This is a genomic window from Streptomyces griseorubiginosus (genome assembly GCF_001514195.1).
GTDB lineage: Bacteria > Actinomycetota > Actinomycetes > Streptomycetales > Streptomycetaceae > Streptomyces > Streptomyces griseorubiginosus.
Genome location: NZ_KQ948735.1, coordinates 1,025,557 through 1,042,385 on the forward strand (window position 1 = coordinate 1,025,557; position 16,829 = coordinate 1,042,385).

Consider the following 16,829-nt stretch of genomic DNA (forward strand, 5'->3'; position numbering starts at 1 on the left):
CCACAGCAGAAAATATGGTCATTACCGCCCGAAAGGCGGCAATAACGACCTCGTGGATCGCGGGCACTTGGCAGTAGTCAGTCGATCCACCACAGAGCGGAGGACTCAGAGAATGGCCGGCGCGATGCGCAAGATGGCGGTCTACCTCGGCCTCGTGGAGGACGACGGGTACGACGGCCGTGGGTTTGACCCCGACGACGACTTCGAGCCCGAACTCGACCCGGAGCTCGAGCGGGACCGGCGGCGGCATGAGCCGTCTCACCAGTCACATCAGGCACTTCAGTCCGAAAGGGACGAATCGGTCAGAGTCGTGCAGCCGTCCGTGGCGCGCGACCCGCTGCCCCGATCCTCTTCGCCGGCCGCGGAATCGGTGCGTCCCGCGCGTATCGCGCCCGTGGCATCCATCACACAAGAGCGCGCAAGCCTGGAGAAGAACGCACCGGTGATCATGCCCAAGGTCGTGTCGGAACGAGAGCCTTACCGGATCACCACGCTTCACCCCCGGACCTACAACGAGGCCCGTACCATCGGGGAACACTTCCGTGAGGGCACCCCGGTGATCATGAATCTGACTGAGATGGATGACACAGACGCCAAGCGACTTGTCGACTTTGCGGCCGGTTTGGTGTTTGGTCTTCACGGCAGCATCGAGCGGGTGACGCAGAAGGTGTTCCTGTTGTCGCCTGCTAACGTCGATGTCACGGCGGAGGACAAGGCCCGCATCGCAGAGGGCGGGTTCTTCAACCAGAGCTGAGACGCACAACCGGAAACAGCAGGACCGGCAGTACCCAGCAGCACGGAAACAGGGGAGAGGGAAGCACCAGCAATGAGCGTGGTCGTTCAGGTGATCTACATCGCGCTGATGTGTTTCCTCATCGTGCTCATCTTCCGGTTGGTCATGGACTACGTCTTCCAGTTCGCCCGCTCATGGCAACCCGGCAAGGCGATGGTGGTCGTTCTGGAGGCCACCTACACTGTCACTGATCCACCGCTCAAGCTTCTGCGGCGGGTTATCCCGCCGTTGCGTCTCGGGGGCGTGGCGCTCGACCTGTCCTTCTTCGTACTGATGATCATCGTCTACATCCTGATCTCCGTCGTGAGCCGGCTGTGAACGATACGGTCTTGCCGAATGCCGACGACTACGTTGAGGTGAAGAGATGCCGTTGACCCCCGAGGACGTGCGGAACAAGCAGTTCACGACCGTCCGCCTCCGAGAAGGCTATGACGAGGACGAGGTCGATGCCTTCCTCGACGAGGTCGAAGCCGAACTGACCCGCCTGCTCCGCGAGAACGAGGACCTGCGCGCCAAGCTGGCCGCGGCCACGCGCGCTGCTGCCCAGAACCAGCAGAACATGCGCAAGCCTCCGGAGCAGGACCAGCAGGGCGGCATGCAGCAGGGCGGTATGCAGCAGCAGGGTGGCATGCCCGGACAGGGGATGCCGCAGCAGGGCATGCGCGGACCCGGTCCCGGCGCTCCCGTACCGGCCGGCATATCTGGGCCGCCGCAGCAGATGGGTGGCCCCATGGGTGGTCCTCCCCAGCTGCCGAGCGGTGCGCCGCAGCTGCCCGCCGGCCCCAGCGGCCAGGGCGGCCCGCAGGGCCCCGGACCGATGGGTCAGGGTCCGATGGGTCAGGGCCCCATGGGTCAGGGCCCGATGGGCCAGGGCACCATGGGCGGTCAGCCCATGCAGCAGATGGGTGGCCCGATGGGCGGCCCCATGGGCGGTCCGATGGGCGGCCCCGGTCAGGGCCCCGGTGGCGACAGCGCCGCGCGCGTCCTCTCGCTGGCCCAGCAGACCGCCGACCAGGCGATCGCCGAGGCCCGTTCCGAGGCCAACAAGATCGTGGGCGAGGCGCGTTCGCGTGCCGAGGGCCTCGAGCGTGACGCCCGTGCCAAGGCCGACGCCCTGGAGCGGGACGCGCAGGAGAAGCACCGCGTCGCGATGGGCTCCCTGGAGTCCGCCCGCGCCACGCTGGAGCGCAAGGTCGAGGACCTGCGTGGCTTCGAGCGCGAGTACCGCACGCGTCTGAAGTCGTACCTCGAGTCGCAGCTGCGTCAGCTGGAGACCCAGGCCGACGACTCGCTGGCTCCGCCGCGCACCCCGGCGACCGCGTCGCTGCCGCCGTCCCCGGCGCCTTCCATGGCCCCGGCCGGTGCGAGCGCCCCGTCGTACGGCGGCAACCCCGGCGGCATGGGCGGCGGTCCTTCGCCGGCCGCTCCGTCCTACGGCGGTCAGCAGCAGATGTCGCCCGCGATGACCCAGCCGATGGCTCCGGTCCGGCCGCAGGGCCCCGGCCCGATGGGCCAGGCTCCGTCGCCGATGCGCGGCTTCCTGATCGACGAGGACGACAACTGACGGCCTCTAGTACGCCTTAGGCGTCGGCAGCGTTCAGGGCGGGACCCCGGATCTTTCATCCGGGGTCCCGCCCTTTTACGCGTGTTGATCACGGTGTCCCGGTAGGGAAGAGGCCTCGTTGTCGAAGAGGCATGGAGAAGGCCCGGCCCCCGCTCGGGGACCGGGCCGTCTTCTTGTCGGCGTCTACGCCTTGCGCAGGCGGAACGTCAGCGACAGCCCTTCGTCGCTGAACGCCTCGCCGTAGGAGCCGTCCGCCTCGCCCTGCGCGAAGTCCGTGGCCAGGACCTCGTCGGAGATCAGACCCGCGTGCTCGGTGAGAGCCGCGGTCACCGCCGGCTCCGTGGACGTCCAGCGCAGCGCGATGCGGTCGGCCACGTCGAGGCCGCTGTTCTTGCGGGCCTCCTGGATCAGACGGATCGCGTCACGGGCCAGGCCCGCCTGGCGGAGCTCCTCGGTGATCTCCAGGTCCAGGGCGACCGTGGCACCGGAGTCGGACGCCACCGACCAGCCCTCGCGCGGGGTCTCCGTGATGATGACCTCGTCGGGAGCGAGGGTGACGGTCTCGCCGTCGACCTCGACCGACGCGGTGCCCTCGCGCAGGGCCAGGGAGAGCGCGGCCGCGTCGGCGTTCGCGACGGCCTTGGCCACGTCCTGGACGCGCTTGCCGAACCGCTTGCCCAGGGCGCGGAAGTTGGCCTTCGCGGTGGTGTCGACCAGGCTGCCGCCGACCTCGGAGAGGGACGCGAGCGAGCTCACGTTCAGCTCCTCGGTGATCTGCGCGTGCAGTTCACGGTCGAGGGCGTCGAAGCCGGTCGCCGCGATCAGCGCCCGGGACAGCGGCTGACGGGTCTTCACGCCCGACTCCGCGCGCGTGGCCCGGCCCAGCTCGACCAGCCGGCGCACCAGGACCATCTGCCGCGACAGCTCCGGGTCGATGGCCGAGAGGTCCGCCTCCGGCCAGGAGGCCAGGTGCACCGACTCCGGCGCGTCCGGGGTGACCGGCACCACCAGGTCCTGCCAGACCCGCTCGGCGATGAACGGGGTCAGCGGGGCCATCAGCTTGGTGACCGTCTCGACGACCTCGTGCAGGGTGCGCAGGGCCGCCTTGTCGCCCTGCCAGAAACGCCGCCGGGACCGTCGTACGTACCAGTTGGACAGGTCGTCGACGAACGCCGACAGGAGCTTGCCAGCGCGCTGGGTGTCGTAGGCCTCCAGGGACTGGGTCACCTGGTCGGTCAGGGCGTGCAGTTCGGACAGCAGCCAGCGGTCCAGGACCGGGCGGTCGGCCGGGGCCGGGTCCGCCGCGCTGGGCGCCCAGTTCGACGTACGGGCGTACAGGGCCTGGAAGGCGACCGTGTTCCAGTACGTCAGGAGCGTCTTGCGGACGACCTCCTGGATGGTGCCGTGGCCCACCCGGCGGGCCGCCCACGGGGAACCGCCGGCCGCCATGAACCAGCGCACCGCGTCCGCGCCGTGCCGGTCCATCAGCGGGATCGGCTCCAGGGTGTTGCCCAGGTGCTTGGACATCTTGCGGCCGTCCTCGGCGAGGATGTGGCCTAGGCAGACGACGTTCTCGTACGACGACTTGTCGAAGACCAGGGTGCCGACGGCCATCAGCGTGTAGAACCAGCCGCGCGTCTGGTCGATGGCCTCGGAGATGAACTGCGCCGGGTAGCGGGACTCGAACAGGTCCTTGTTCTTGTACGGGTAGCCCCACTGCGCGAACGGCATCGAACCCGAGTCGTACCAGGCGTCGATGACCTCCGGCACGCGCGTGGCCGTCTTGTGGCACTGCGGGCAGTCGAAGGTGACCGCGTCGATGTACGGGCGGTGCGGGTCCAGTTCGGACTGGTCGGTGCCCGTCAGCTCGGTGAGCTCCGCGCGGGAGCCGACGACCGTGAGGTGGTCGTCCTCGCAGCGCCAGATCGGCAGCGGGGTGCCCCAGTAGCGGTTGCGGGACAGGGCCCAGTCGATGTTGTTCTGGAGCCAGTCGCCGAAGCGGCCGTGCTTGACGGTCTCCGGGAACCAGTTGGTGTTCTCGTTCTCCTGGAGGAGACGGTCCTTGACGGCGGTGGTGCGGATGTACCAGGACGGCTGCGCGTAGTAGAGGAGCGCGGTGTGGCAGCGCCAGCAGTGCGGGTAGCTGTGCTCGTACGGGATGTGCTTGAAGAGGAGGCCGCGCTGCTGGAGGTCCTCGGTGAGCTTTTCGTCCGCCTTCTTGAAGAAGACGCCGCCGACCAGGGGAACGTGCTCCTCGAACGTGCCGTCCCGGCGGACGGGGTTCACGACGGGCAGGCCGTAGGCGCGGCAGACCTTGAGGTCGTCCTCACCGAACGCGGGGGACTGGTGGACCAGACCCGTGCCGTCCTCGGTCGTGACGTACTCGGCGTTGACCACGTAGTGGGCCGGCTCCGGGAACTCCACGAGCTCGAACGGACGTTGATACGTCCAGCGCTCCATTTCGGCGCCGGTGAAGGACTGGCCGGTGGTCTCCCAGCCCTCGCCCAGCGCCTTGGCGAGCAGCGGCTCGGCGACGACGAGCTTCTCCTCGCCATCGGTCGCGACGACGTAGGTGACCTCGGGGTGCGCGGCCACGGCCGTGTTGGACACCAGGGTCCAAGGAGTCGTCGTCCACACCAGGAGCGCGGCCTCACCGGCGAGCGGACCGGAGGTGAGCGGGAAACGGACGTACACGGAAGGGTCGACGATCGTCTCGTAGCCCTGCGCCAGCTCGTGGTCCGACAGGCCCGTCTCGTCGCGGGGACACCAGGGGGCCACGCGGTAGTCCTGGACCAGCAGGCCCTTGTTGAAGATCTCCTTCAGCGACCACCAGACCGACTCGATGTACTCCGGGTCCATCGTGCGGTAGGGGTCCTGGAGGTCGGTCCAGTAGCCCATGCGGGTCGTCAGCGCCTCGAAGGCGTCGGTGTGGCGGGTCACGGACTCGCGGCACTTGGCGTTGAACTCGGCGATGCCGTACGCCTCGATGTCCTTCTTGCCGGTGAAGCCGAGCTCCTTCTCGACCGCCAGCTCCACCGGGAGGCCGTGGCAGTCCCAGCCGGCCTTGCGGGCCACGTGGTAGCCGCGCATGGTGCGGAAGCGGGGGAAGACGTCCTTGAAGACGCGGGCCTCGATGTGGTGGGCGCCCGGCATGCCGTTGGCGGTGGGCGGGCCCTCGTAGAACACCCACTCGGGGCGGCCCTCGGACTGCTCCAGGGTCTTGGCGAAGATCTTCTGCTCGCGCCAGAAGTCGAGCACGGCGTGCTCGAGCGCGGGCAGGTCGACCTGGGCGGGCACCTGGCGGTACTGCGTCATCAGTCTTCCTCCGGCGGATGTGCTGCCTTCCGTCCGGAGGGACGAGAGCCTTCTTCTCTACGCCGGTCTCGGCGCGCTCCCGCGGTACCACCCTCCTTGGCCCGCCGGCACGGGGTGTGCGCCGGTGAGCCCCCTCATTGGGGTCGCGATGCCGGGTCTACGCCCCCTGCTGGGGGTTTCTTCCGGCGGCTCCGGGGTGATCTTCGCGTCGCGCTCGCCCCCGGGCTTCCACCGTCCCCGGGTCGCTCCTGGCTGCGTACGCCGCTACTCGTCCCCATCCACGCTTTTCGCTCCGCCCAGTGTACGGCGCGTCGAGGACAGTGGCCGACCGGATTTCCCGGGCCGGGCGCCGAGGCCGCCGCGGGGCGCGGAGTGACCCGAATGGAGCGGCACGGCTGTTCGCATTCCGGGACGGCCGCTCCGGCGGATTACCTGGCGGGGAGCTGGGCACAACGCTTGCATGCTCCTCGCCCCGCGCGCGGGGGGCGGGCGAATCGGGCGGCGTGCCCCGTTGCCGCGGGACTCGAGTCGATTTATCGTCCCAGCACGATTCGCGAGCAAGATCACAATATGTGAAGGGGCCGCGGCATGGTGGCTAAGAAGACCGCCGTACAGCAGTCGGCGTCGGGCCGGTCCACCGATGCCCGGGCCTCCGGCGGCGAGGCCAAGGAGACAGGCGGGAAGAAGAGTGCGCGGGGGGCGCCCGCCAAGGGTGCCGACAAGGCCGTCAAGGCCGTGAAGGCGGTCGGGGCGGCGGCCAGGAAGGCGGTGCCCCGGAAGGCGAGCGGCGCCAAGAAGGCCACGGCGGCCTCCGGCGGGCGCGGGGCCGCCGAGGAGGGGAGATCGGGCGGGAGAACGGCGGCCGAGGCGCCTGTGGGTGGGGCGGAGGAGGTCACCAAGGGCGTCGGCAAGGCCTCGGTCACGAAGACGTCCGGGGCCGCGAAGAAGTCGACGGCCGCGAAGAAGGCGGCGAGCGCTAAGAAGGCCGTGAGCGCTAAGAAGGCCGCGGTCGGGAAGAAGGCCGCGGTCGGGAAGAAGGCCGAGGCTTCCAAGAAGGCGGTCGGCAGGAAACCCGCGACCGCCGAGCAGCCCGCGGTCGCGGTAGTGAAGAAGACTCCGGGCACGAAGAAGGCCTCGGAGACGAAAAAGGCCCCGGACACGAAGAAGAAGGCGGTCGCGAAGAAGACCGCGGCGAAGAGCGCTGCCGCGGTGAAGGGCACGGCCGCGGCCAAGAGCACGGCCAAGAGCCCCACCGCGGCGAGGACCGCGGGGAAGAGGACGGCCGCCAAGGACACCGCTGTCACGGAGACGGTCGCCACGGAGGCCGGTGTTCCGCAGGGCACCTCCGGGGAGGGCACTCCCAAGAAGCGGGCGGCCAGGAAGAGCACGGCCAAGAAGGCGGGCGCGGCCGAGGCCGCGAAGAAGACGGGAGCCACGACGGTGGTTGCGAAGAAGACTCCTGGCACGGCCACGGCGGACAAGAACGCCGTACCCGGCGCGCGTGCCTCCGCGGAACCCGGCGAACTCGCGGTACGCCCCGGCGAGGATCCCTGGACGCCCGAGGAGGTCGAGGAGGCGCGCGCGGAGCTGACGGCCGAGGTGCTGCGGCTGCGCACCGAGATCACCACCTCCGAGGAGTCCCTGGTCGGGCTCATGCGGGACTCCGGTGACGGCGCGGGCGACGACCAGGCCGACACCGGCACGAAGAACATCACGCGGGAGAGCGAGATGGCCCTCGCGGCCAACGCGCGCGAGATGCTCACCCAGACCGAGCGCGCCCTCGGACGCCTCGACGCCGGCACCTACGGTCTGTGCGAGAACTGCGGCAACCCCATCGGCAAGGCACGCATGCAGGCCTTCCCGCGCGCGACCCTGTGCGTGGAGTGCAAGCAGAAGCAGGAACGCCGGTACTGAGGGTGCTCGTGGGCGTGTCGTACCCTCGTCCTCAGTCAGGTACCTAGGTCGAGGGACTCACGTGGCAGAGGCGGAGCGCATCATCGGTACGCCGGATACCCCAGAGGCGGCGGGGGCCGAGCCGGAGCAGGACCAGCAGGCGCGGTCCCGGGGCAAGCGCCGTGTCGCCGTGCTGTTCACGGTCGCCGCTTTCGCGTACGCCCTGGACCTCATCAGCAAGATGATCGTGGTCGCCAGGCTGGAGCACCACGAGCCGATCGAGATCATCGGTGACTGGCTGAAGCTGGAGGCGATCCGCAACGCGGGCGCGGCCTTCGGCTTCGGCGAGGCCTTCACGGTGATCTTCACGGTGATCGCGGCCGCCGTCATCGTGGTCATCGCCCGGCTGGCCCGCAAGCTCTACAGCCTGCCCTGGGCGATCGCGCTCGGTCTGCTGCTGGGCGGTGCCCTCGGCAACCTCACCGACCGGCTGTTCCGCTCGCCCGGCGTGTTCGAGGGGGCGGTGGTCGACTTCATCGCGCCCAAGCACTTCGCGGTCTTCAACCTCGCGGACTCGGCGATCGTGTGCGGCGGCATCCTGATCGTGCTGCTGTCCTTCAAGGGGCTCGACCCGGACGGCACCGTCCACAAGGGCTGAGCGTCCAGGGCTGAGCGCCGGCCGAGCCCCGGCCTTCCGGTTTTCCACAGGGCCGGTCGGGGCCGTCCGGGCGGTCCGGCATACTCGACGGGTGAGCACGATTCCCGAGATCCGTACCCTGCCCGTGCCCGACGGACTGGAGGGCGAGCGCGTCGACGCCGCCATCTCCCGCATGTTCGGCTTCTCCCGCACCAAGGCGGCCGAGCTCGCCGCCTCGGGGAAGGTCACGGTCGACGGGTCGGTGGTCGGGAAGTCCGAGCGGGTGCACGGCGGGGCCTGGCTCGAGGTCGAGATGCCGCAGGCGCCCGCGCCGGTGCAGATCGTCGCCGAGCCGGTCGAGGGCATGGAGATCGTCCATGACGACGACGACGTGGTCGTGATCGTCAAGCCGGTCGGCGTGGCCGCGCACCCCTCCCCGGGCTGGACCGGGACCACCGTGATCGGCGGGCTCGCCGCCGCCGGGTACCGGATCTCGACCTCCGGCGCCGCCGAGCGCCAGGGCATCGTGCACCGGCTCGACGTGGGCACCTCCGGGCTGATGGTCGTGGCCAAGTCGGAGCGGGCGTACACCTCGCTCAAGCGCCAGTTCAAGGAGCGCACGGTCGACAAGCGCTACCACACGCTCGTCCAGGGCCACCCGGACCCGACCAGCGGCACCATCGACGCACCCATCGGCCGGCACCCCCAGCACGACTACAAGTGGGCGGTCACCGCCGAGGGCAAGCCGTCCGTGACGCACTACGACCTCATCGAGGCGTTCCGCGCGGCCTCCCTGCTCGACGTGAAGCTGGAGACCGGGCGCACCCACCAGATCCGCGTCCACATGGCGGCCCACCGGCACCCCTGCGTCGGCGACCTGACGTACGGCGCCGACCCGACGCTCGCCAAGCGGCTCCGGCTGACCCGGCAGTGGCTGCACGCGGTGCGGCTCGGCTTCGAGCACCCCGGCGACGGGGAGTGGGTGGAGTTCGCGAGCGACTACCCCGAGGACCTCCTGCACGCGCTGGACCTGGTGCGCGAGGAGACCTACGGGTGAGCACGCCCGCCTACGAGGTGCGGGTCGCCGAGGACCCCGCCGACCGTGAGGCCTGCTTCACGGTCCGCAAGGAGGTCTTCGTCGGCGAGCAGGGCGTGCCCGAGGACATCGAGTACGACGCCTACGACGCCGTGGCGCTGCATGTGCTGGCCGTGCGGGAGGACGGGGTGCCGCTCGGGACGGGGCGGCTGCTGTTCGGCGAGGCCGCGGCCGGGAAGACCGGCGGGGACGCCTCGGTGGGGTCCCTGGGGCGGCTCGCGGTGACACAGGCGGCCCGGGGCCTCGGGGTGGGCGCCGCGCTGGTGCGGGCCATCGAGGACGCGGCTCGCGCGCGTGGCCTGGCCGCGGTGGATCTGCACGCGCAGACCCATGCGCTGGGGTTCTACGAGCGGCTGGGGTACGTGGCGTACGGGCCGGAGTTCCCGGACGCGGGGATCGCCCATCGGGCCATGCGGCGGGTGCTCTGACGGCTGGGCGAGTGCTGTGACGCCTGGCGGGTGCTCTGACGGCGGGGCGGGTGCTGCGACGGCCTGACGGTTGCGCGGGCTCCTGGGCCTGGTTCCGGACCGGGTCCGGTCGGTACTCGCAGGCGGCGATCGGGCAGGTCCCCGGGTTGAGCGGGCAGACTTAAGGGACCAATGGTTCGTCGAGGCGCCCGGAGTTCTGACCGTGGATCAGCTGGCCCTGTTGTTCGTGTTGTTGCTGGGGGCTCTGATCAGCGTCCCGGTGGGGGACCGGTTCGGGTTGCCGGCGCCCGTGCTGATGACGCTGCTCGGGATCGTCCTCGCCGTGCTGGACTTCGTGCCCAACGTCGACATCCCGCCCGAGCTGATCCTGCCCATCCTGCTGCCACCGCTGCTCTACGCCGCCGTCCGGCGCACCTCCTGGCGCCAGTTCACGGCCAACAAACGGCCGATCTTCCTGCTCGCCGTCGCTCTCGTCTTCGTCACGACCCTGTGCGTGGCCGCGGTCGCCCACACCATCGTGCCGGGGCTGCCGCTCGCGGCCGCCGTCGCGCTCGGCGCGCTCGTCGCACCGCCCGACCCGGTCGCGGCCACCGCGGTCGCGGGCCAACTGGGTCTGCCCCGCAGGCTGGTGTCCATCCTGGAGGGCGAGGGGCTCTTCAACGACGTGACGGCGATCGTGCTGTACCACGTGGCCGTCGCCGCCGCTGTGAGCGGCTCCTTCACCCCGGGCGAGGCCGCCATCGAGCTGGTGCTCTCCGCCGTGGTGGCCGTCGCCGTGGGGCTCGTGCTGGGCTGGGGCGCCAACAAGCTGATGGACCTGCTGGGCGACGCGACCCTCCAGATCGGGCTCACGGTCCTCGTGCCGTACGCCTCCTACGTCCTCGCCGAGGAGCTGCACGGCTCCGGTGTGCTCGCCGTGCTGACCACCGCGCTGTTCCTCGCCGAGTACGGCACCGACGCCGACGACGTGATGACCCGGCTCGCCGGCCACACCTTCTGGGACATCGTCGACACGCTCGTCACCGGGGTGGCCTTCGGGCTCATCGGGCTGGAGCTGCACAACGCGATCAGGACCGCCTCCGGACGCTGGGGCGAGATGCTCGGCTGGGCCGGGGTGATCGTGGCCGTGGTCGTGTTCGTACGGCTCGCGTGGCTGCTGCCGGCGACCGCGCTCACCAAACGGATGCACGCCAAGCGGGATTACGAGGAGGAGATCCCGGTGGGGTGGCGGGAGACCGTCATCATGTGGTGGTCCGGGATGCGGGGCGTGGCGTCCGTCGCGCTGGCCCTGGCCATTCCGCTGGAGACCGACTCCGGGGCGGGGTTCCCCGACCGGGACGAGATCATCTTCATCGCGTTCGGGGTGATCATGGCGACCCTGGTGCTCCAGGGGCTGACCCTGCCATGGCTGGTGAAGCGGCTGGGGGTGACGGCCGACTCCGAGCGGGAGAAGGAGTTCGAGAAGTCACTGGCGGTGCGGGCGGCGAAGGCGGCCAAGCGGCGGCTCAAGGAGATCGAGAGCGCCGAGGAGCTGTCGGAGGAACTGTCCGAGCAGATGCAGCGGCGGGCGTTCGAGATCGGTGTGCGGATCTACCCGGAGATGGGGGACGAGGAGCGGCGCGAGGCCCGGCGTCGGCTCAAGCGGATGCGGCGGATCCAGGGGGAGATGCTGAGCGCGGCGCGGCACGAGGTGCTCGCGGCGCGGAGCGAGCCGGGGGCCGACCCGGAGGTCGTGGACCGGGTGTTGCGGCATCTTGACGTTCGTAGCCTGCGGTGACGGCTGTGCGAAGGCCGGGTGAATCGGGGTGAGGCGGCCGGGGGACGGTTTGTAGGGTCCACCCATGGCTCGCAATGTGGTGATCAGTGGTGGCGGTACAGGGATCGGGCTCGCGGCGGCGCAGGTGTTCGCCGCGGAAGGGGACCGGGTGCTGCTGCTCGGGCGGCGCGCCGAGGTGTTGGAGAAGGCCGGGGTGCCGGGGGCGTTGACGTACGCCGCGGATCTCGCCGACGTCGACGCGGTGCGCGGGGTCGTCGGGTTCGTGGAGCGGGAGCTGGGGACCGTGGACGTGCTGATCCACAGTGCCGGGGGGAACGGGCAGCTGGAACCGGCCCTGGAGGCCGGGGACGCGCTGGATGCCGTCGCACACAACTGGACCGTGAACTTCCGACTCAATCTGCTGACCGCGGCGCTGCTCACCGAGGGGTTGAAGGAGCGGCTCGCCTCGCCGGGTGGGCGGGTGCTGTTCGTCAGTTCCATCGCCGCGTACCGGGGGTCCGGGAGCGGGGCGTACGGGGCGGCGAAGGCGGGGTTGCATCCGTACGCGCACGATCTGGCGCGGGAGTTGGGGCCCCGGGGGATCACGGCGAACGTGGTGGCGCCGGGGTATGTCGAGGACACGGAGTTCTTCGGGGCGGCGATCGATCCCGCGCGGCGGGAGCGGCTTGTCGGTGACACGTTGACCGGGCGGGCCGGGACGCCGGGGGATGTCGCCGCCACGCTGCATTGGCTGGCGTCAGTGGGGGCGGGGCATGTGACTTCTCAGGTTTTGCAGGTCAATGGGGGTGCGGAGAGGGGGCATTGACCGGTCGGTGGGCGGGTGCGGGTCCGTCGTGGTTGCTCGCGCAGTTCCCCGCGCCCCTGAGTGGGTGCAGTCAACCGGCGCCATGACGGACCGTCCTAGCCGCGGCCCGTGCGGGGGACCTCCTGGGTTCGGCTCTGGCCGTTCCTCGTGTTGCCGTCCACTCGGTGGAACCCCGGTGCCAGTGTCGCGTCCGCCGTGTTGACCCTGGGGAGGGCGTACGGGTGGTGGTCGGTGAGCCAGCGGACCATCTGTTCGCGGACCGTGACCCGGACCGTCCAGATGTCGTCGGCGTCCTTGGCGGTCACCAGGGCCCGTACCTGCATGGTGTTGGGGGTGGTGTCGGTGACGGCCAGGCCGTAGTCGCGGCCGTCCCAGGCCGGGCACTCGCGCAGGATGTCCCGCAGCCGCTCGCGCATCAGCTCCACCGGGGCCGTGTGGTCGACGTGCCAGTAGACGATGCCGGTCATCTGCGGGGTGCCGCGCGACCAGTTCTCGAACGGCTTCGAGGTGAAGTACGACACCGGCATGGTGATCCGGCGCTCGTCCCAGGTGCGGACCGTCAGGAAGGTCAGGGTGATCTCCTCGACGGTGCCCCACTCGCCGTCCACCACCACGGTGTCGCCTATGCGCACCATGTCGCCGAAGGCGATCTGGAGCCCGGCGAACATGTTGCTGAGCGTGGACTGGGCGGCCACACCGGCGACGATGCCGAGGATTCCGGCGGAGGCCAGCAGCGAGGCGCCGGCCGCGCGCATCGCGGGGAACGTCAGCAGCATCGCGGCCACCGCCACCACGCCCACCGTGGCGGCGACCACCCGCATGATCAGCGTCACCTGGGTGCGCACCCGGCGGACCCGGGCGGCGTCGTGGTGGGCGCGCGCGTAGCGGCTGTAGGTGGTCTCCACGACGGCGGCCGCGATCCGGATCACCAGCCAGGCGGTCGCCCCGATGAGGATCAGGGTCAGCGTCTGCCCGATGCCGGCGCCGTGCCGTCGCAGCGGCCGCACCTGGTCGTACGACCCTCTCAGCATGGCCGCGCAGAGCACGAGCATGTAGGGGATGCGGCCACGGCGCAGCAGACCCCACAACGGGGTCTCGCTGTGCCGGTCGTCGGCCTTGCGCAGCAGTCGGTCGGTGGCCCAGCCGATCAGCAGGGTGAGCAGCACGGAGCCGCCGACCACGATCAGTGGGCGGAGTACGTTCTCCATGACCCCGAACCTAACCGGCCCGGCAGGGGCATGAACATGTGACTTCTGCCGCGAAGTGGGTAGGCCCCCGGCCCCGCTCGCCGCCCGTGAGAAACGGCACTGTCGGTCCCGGCTGGCACCATGGCCTCATGAACATCATGCTCTTTCACTCGACCTACGGACTCAGGCCCGCCGTCCGCCAGGCCGCCGACCGGCTGCGGGAGGCCGGGCACGAGGTGTGGACGCCGGACCTCTTCGAAGGGCGCACGTTCGACACGGTCGAGGAGGGCATGGCCTTCAACGAGGAGATCGGCAAGGACGAACTGCTCAAGCGGGCCGTCCTGGCCGCCGCCCCCTACTCCGAGCGCGGCCTCGTCTACGCCGGCTTCTCGCTCGGCGCCTCCGTCGCGCAGACCCTCGCCCTCGGCGACGAGCGGGCCCGCGGCCTGCTGCTCCTGCACGGCACCTCGGACATCGCGGCCAACGCGACCGCGGACGAACTGCCGGTCCAGCTGCACGTGGCCGAGCCGGACCCGTTCGAGACCGACGACTGGCTGAGCGCCTGGTACCTCCAGATGGGCCGCACCGGTGCCGACGTCGAGGTCTACCGGTACGCCGGGGCCGGCCACCTCTACACCGACCCCGACCTGCCGGACTACGACGAGGAGGCCGCCGAGGCCACCTGGCGGGTGGCCCTCGGCTTCCTCGACACCCTCTGAGCGGGTTCGAGAGGTTCTGGAGGTTCGGGCCCCTAGACGGGGCTGTACGTCCGCTCGACCTTCTGCGTGCCGGTCTTCGTGCGGTACGAACGCGCCCAGGACGAGGTCGCGTTCGCCTTCGTCTTGTCGGACAGCACGTAGTAGTCCATCTGCGCCCGGTCGGCGGTGATGTCCAGGACGCCGTACCCGTGGCGGTCGGTGTCGACCCAGTGGACGTGCCGGTTGGCGAGCTGGATGACCGGCGCGGCGAGCGCGGTGACCGTGCCCTCGGGGACCTTCAGGAGGTCGTCGAGGTTGTCGGAGGTCACCGAGGTGACCACGAACTCCGTGGCGGCCGAGGCCGACAGCGGGTAGGTCCCGGCGTCCACGGGCACGTCGTTGGCCCACGCCATATGGATGTCGCCGGTCAGGAAGACGGTGTTGCGGATGGCGTTGGAGCGCAGGTGGGCCAGCAGTTCGCGGCGGTCGTCGGTGTAGCCGTCCCACTGGTCGGTGTTGAGGGCGAGGCCCTCCTTCGGCAGGCCGAGCAGTTCGGCGAGCGGCTTCAGCAGGTCGGCGGAGAGCGAGCCGATCGCGAACGGCGAGATCATCACGGAGTTGCCGACCAGCCGCCAGGTGGTGTCGCTCGACTTCAGGCCGGCCTTCAGCCAGTCGAGCTGGGCGCGCCCGGTGATCGTACGGTCCGGGTCGTCGACCGAGCCGTTGCCCACGGCGACCTGCTGGGAGCGGAAGGACCGCAGGTCGAGCAGGGAGAGGTCGGCGAGCTTGCCGAAGCGCAGCCGGCGGTAGGTGGTGCCGGCGAGCGCGGGGCGCACCGGCATCCACTCGAAGTAGGCCTGCTTGGCGGCGGCCTGACGGGCCGTCCAGGCGCCCTCCGCGCCCTCGGTGTGGTTCTCGGCGCCGCCCGACCAGGCGTCGTTGGCGAACTCGTGGTCGTCCCAGATCGCGACGACCGGGGCGACCGCGTGCAGGGCCTTCAGGTCCGGGTCCGTCTTGTACTTGCCGTGCCGGATCCGGTAGTCGGCGAGGGTGAGGATCTCGTGGGTCGGCGCGTGCTGCCGTACGACGGTGTCGCGGGTGCCGTACTCGCCGGTGCCGTACTCGTAGATGTAGTCGCCCAGGTGCAGCCAGGCGTCCAGGTCGCCGCGGGCCGCGAGATGGCGGTACGACGAGAAGTAGCCGGCCTCCCAGTTGGCGCAGGAGACCACGCCGAAGCGGAGGTTGGTGACCGTCGCGTCCGCCGCCGGCGCGGTGCGGGTGCGCGCCGGCGGGGAGTCGGTGCCGCCGGCCGAGAAGCGGAACCAGTAGTCGGTCGCGGGGGCGAGACCGCGCACGTCCGCCTTGACGGTGTGGTCGGAGGCGGCGGTCGCGGTCACCGACCCCTTGGCGACGACGTTCGTGAAGGCCTTGTCCTTCGCCACCGTCCAGGCGACCTCGGTGTCGGGGCCGAGCCCGGAGCCGGGGACCGCCTCGGCGGTCGGGGTCACGCGGGTCCACAGCAGGATGCCGTCCGGGAGCGGGTCGCCGGAGGCGACACCGTGCAGGAAGGCGGGGGCCTCGGCGGCGCGGGCCGGTATCGCGGCGGCGAGCGGGGCTGCCAGGACAGCGGTCGCCGCCGCGGCCTTGACGACCGTACGGCGGCGAGGGGACAGGGAGTTGCTGTCGGCTGTTCTCTGTCTACTAGTCACGGCCGATCAGGTTACTGATCGGTATGAACGAGAGCGGGCGAACTCGTTAAAGTCCGCCCGCTGTTTTCCCGAAGTGTGCGGGACTCAGCCCTTGAGCGCCGAGGCGAGCGCGGTGTTGAAGTCGGCCACCGTCATCGGCGCGCTCTTGCCGTCGGGGCCGGTCAGCGTCTTGCCGTCCATCTTCAGGGTCGGCGTGCCGCTGATGCCGTCCTTGTTGAACTTGTCGGACATGTCCAGGGCCCACTTGTCGTAGGTGCCGTTCTTCACGGCGTCCTGGAAGGTCTTGTTGTCCTTCAGCTCCGGGACGGTCTGCGCGATCTTGATCAGGTAGGAGTCGTCCTTGAACTTGTCCGGGCCGCTCTCCTCCGGGTGCCACTTCGTGGAGTACATCGCGGTCTTGTACTTCAGGAACGCGTCGGTGCTGACGTTCAGCGCGGCGCCGAGGGCGCTGAGGCCGTTCTTGGAGCCCTCGCCGCCGAGGTTGCCGTCGAGGAAGGTGGCGCCGACGTACTGGATCTTGAACTTGCCGTCCGCGACGTCCTTGTCGACGGTCGAGCCGACGGTCTGCTCGAACTGCGCGCAGACGGGGCAGCGCGGGTCCTCGTACATGACCAGGGTCTTCTTGGCGGTGCTCTTGCCGATGACGACCGTCGTGCCGTTGGTGCCCGTGGAGTTGGCCGGCTTGACGAGCTTGTCGTCCTTGGCCGCCTCCCAGTAGCTGGGCTTGTTGCCCTGGACGACCGCGTAGCTGATGCCGCCGGCTATCGCCAGGACGCCGACTATGGAGGCGACGACGATGAGCTGACGCTTCATCTTGTCGCGCTTGGCCTGGCGCTCGCGTTCCTGCCGCAGCCGCTCGCGGGCGGCGGTCTTCGCCTGCTGGCTGTTCCGCTTGCTCATGGTGGTGTTCTCCGTGAAGGGGACGCG

14 protein-coding genes are annotated in these 16,829 nt (G+C 70.2%); 10 read left to right on the plus strand and 4 right to left on the minus strand.

From position 1 onward, the window contains the following. Positions 1 to 112: 112 nt before the first annotated feature. The 3 genes from AQJ54_RS10965 to AQJ54_RS10975 all read left to right on the plus strand — a co-directional run bounded on the left by AQJ54_RS10965 (position 113) and on the right by AQJ54_RS10975 (position 2,357). Positions 113 to 754: a cell division protein SepF gene (locus AQJ54_RS10965; protein ID WP_062024723.1), complete on the plus strand. Its 642-nt coding sequence runs from the start codon at positions 113 to 115 to the stop codon at positions 752 to 754. Positions 755 to 826: 72 nt separating this feature from the next. Then, on the plus strand, positions 827 to 1,111 hold the full coding sequence (locus tag AQJ54_RS10970) for a YggT family protein (RefSeq protein ID WP_020137460.1): 285 nt from the start codon (positions 827 to 829) through the stop codon (positions 1,109 to 1,111). 46 nt (positions 1,112 to 1,157) lie between these two features. Beyond that, on the plus strand, positions 1,158 to 2,357 hold the full coding sequence (locus AQJ54_RS10975) for a DivIVA domain-containing protein (RefSeq protein WP_030318976.1): 1,200 nt from the start codon (positions 1,158 to 1,160) through the stop codon (positions 2,355 to 2,357). A gap of 183 nt (positions 2,358 to 2,540) precedes the next feature. Here the strand turns inward: AQJ54_RS10975 and ileS are convergent, their stop codons facing one another. Continuing rightward, the gene (gene ileS / locus AQJ54_RS10980; protein ID WP_062236381.1) at positions 2,541 to 5,672 is read right to left on the minus strand and encodes an isoleucine--tRNA ligase; all 3,132 of its coding nucleotides are present in this window, start codon (positions 5,670 to 5,672) and stop codon (positions 2,541 to 2,543) included. A 588-nt stretch (positions 5,673 to 6,260) separates the two neighbouring features. Between ileS and AQJ54_RS43395 the strand changes: the two genes are divergently transcribed. The 6 genes from AQJ54_RS43395 (at position 6,261) to AQJ54_RS11015 (ending at position 12,308) form a co-directional block, all read left to right on the plus strand. After that, the gene (locus AQJ54_RS43395; protein ID WP_079069815.1) at positions 6,261 to 7,586 is read left to right on the plus strand and encodes a TraR/DksA family transcriptional regulator; all 1,326 of its coding nucleotides are present in this window, start codon (positions 6,261 to 6,263) and stop codon (positions 7,584 to 7,586) included. A gap of 61 nt (positions 7,587 to 7,647) precedes the next feature. Continuing rightward, positions 7,648 to 8,223 carry a signal peptidase II gene (lspA, locus tag AQJ54_RS10995; RefSeq protein WP_062024716.1) on the plus strand — a complete coding sequence of 192 codons (576 nt, stop codon included), beginning with the start codon at positions 7,648 to 7,650 and terminating at the stop codon, positions 8,221 to 8,223. Positions 8,224 to 8,314: 91 nt separating this feature from the next. After that, on the plus strand, positions 8,315 to 9,259 hold the full coding sequence (locus tag AQJ54_RS11000) for an RluA family pseudouridine synthase (protein ID WP_062236389.1): 945 nt from the start codon (positions 8,315 to 8,317) through the stop codon (positions 9,257 to 9,259). Next, positions 9,256 to 9,726 carry a GNAT family N-acetyltransferase gene (locus tag AQJ54_RS11005; RefSeq protein WP_062236392.1) on the plus strand — a complete coding sequence of 157 codons (471 nt, stop codon included), beginning with the start codon at positions 9,256 to 9,258 and terminating at the stop codon, positions 9,724 to 9,726. Before AQJ54_RS11000 ends, AQJ54_RS11005 begins: the two co-directional genes overlap by 4 nt. A 202-nt stretch (positions 9,727 to 9,928) precedes the next feature. Further along, positions 9,929 to 11,503, plus strand: coding sequence for a Na+/H+ antiporter (locus AQJ54_RS11010; RefSeq protein ID WP_062024711.1), 1,575 nt, complete (start codon positions 9,929 to 9,931; stop codon positions 11,501 to 11,503). A gap of 64 nt (positions 11,504 to 11,567) precedes the next feature. Beyond that, positions 11,568 to 12,308, plus strand: a complete 741-nt coding sequence (locus AQJ54_RS11015) for an SDR family NAD(P)-dependent oxidoreductase (RefSeq protein ID WP_062236394.1) — start codon at positions 11,568 to 11,570, stop codon at positions 12,306 to 12,308. 95 nt (positions 12,309 to 12,403) lie between these two features. Here the strand turns inward: AQJ54_RS11015 and AQJ54_RS11020 are convergent, their stop codons facing one another. Beyond that, entirely contained in the window at positions 12,404 to 13,516 is a 1,113-nt protein-coding gene (locus AQJ54_RS11020) for a mechanosensitive ion channel family protein (protein WP_062236397.1), read from the minus strand. Between the two features lie 128 nt (positions 13,517 to 13,644). On the opposite strand from AQJ54_RS11020, the gene AQJ54_RS11025 reads away from it, so the two are divergent. Then, positions 13,645 to 14,214: a dienelactone hydrolase family protein gene (locus tag AQJ54_RS11025; RefSeq protein WP_062236400.1), complete on the plus strand. Its 570-nt coding sequence runs from the start codon at positions 13,645 to 13,647 to the stop codon at positions 14,212 to 14,214. 32 nt (positions 14,215 to 14,246) lie between these two features. Here AQJ54_RS11025 and AQJ54_RS11030 read toward each other — a convergent pair whose 3' ends face one another. Both AQJ54_RS11030 and AQJ54_RS11035 read right to left on the minus strand, forming a co-directional pair. Beyond that, positions 14,247 to 15,902, minus strand: a complete 1,656-nt coding sequence (locus AQJ54_RS11030; protein ID WP_062236403.1) for an alkaline phosphatase D family protein — start codon at positions 15,900 to 15,902, stop codon at positions 14,247 to 14,249. A gap of 84 nt (positions 15,903 to 15,986) precedes the next feature. Further along, positions 15,987 to 16,802 (minus strand): thioredoxin domain-containing protein, encoded by an 816-nt coding sequence (locus tag AQJ54_RS11035; protein WP_062237117.1) that lies wholly within the window; start codon positions 16,800 to 16,802, stop codon positions 15,987 to 15,989. Between the last annotated feature and the right edge of the window lie 27 nt (positions 16,803 to 16,829).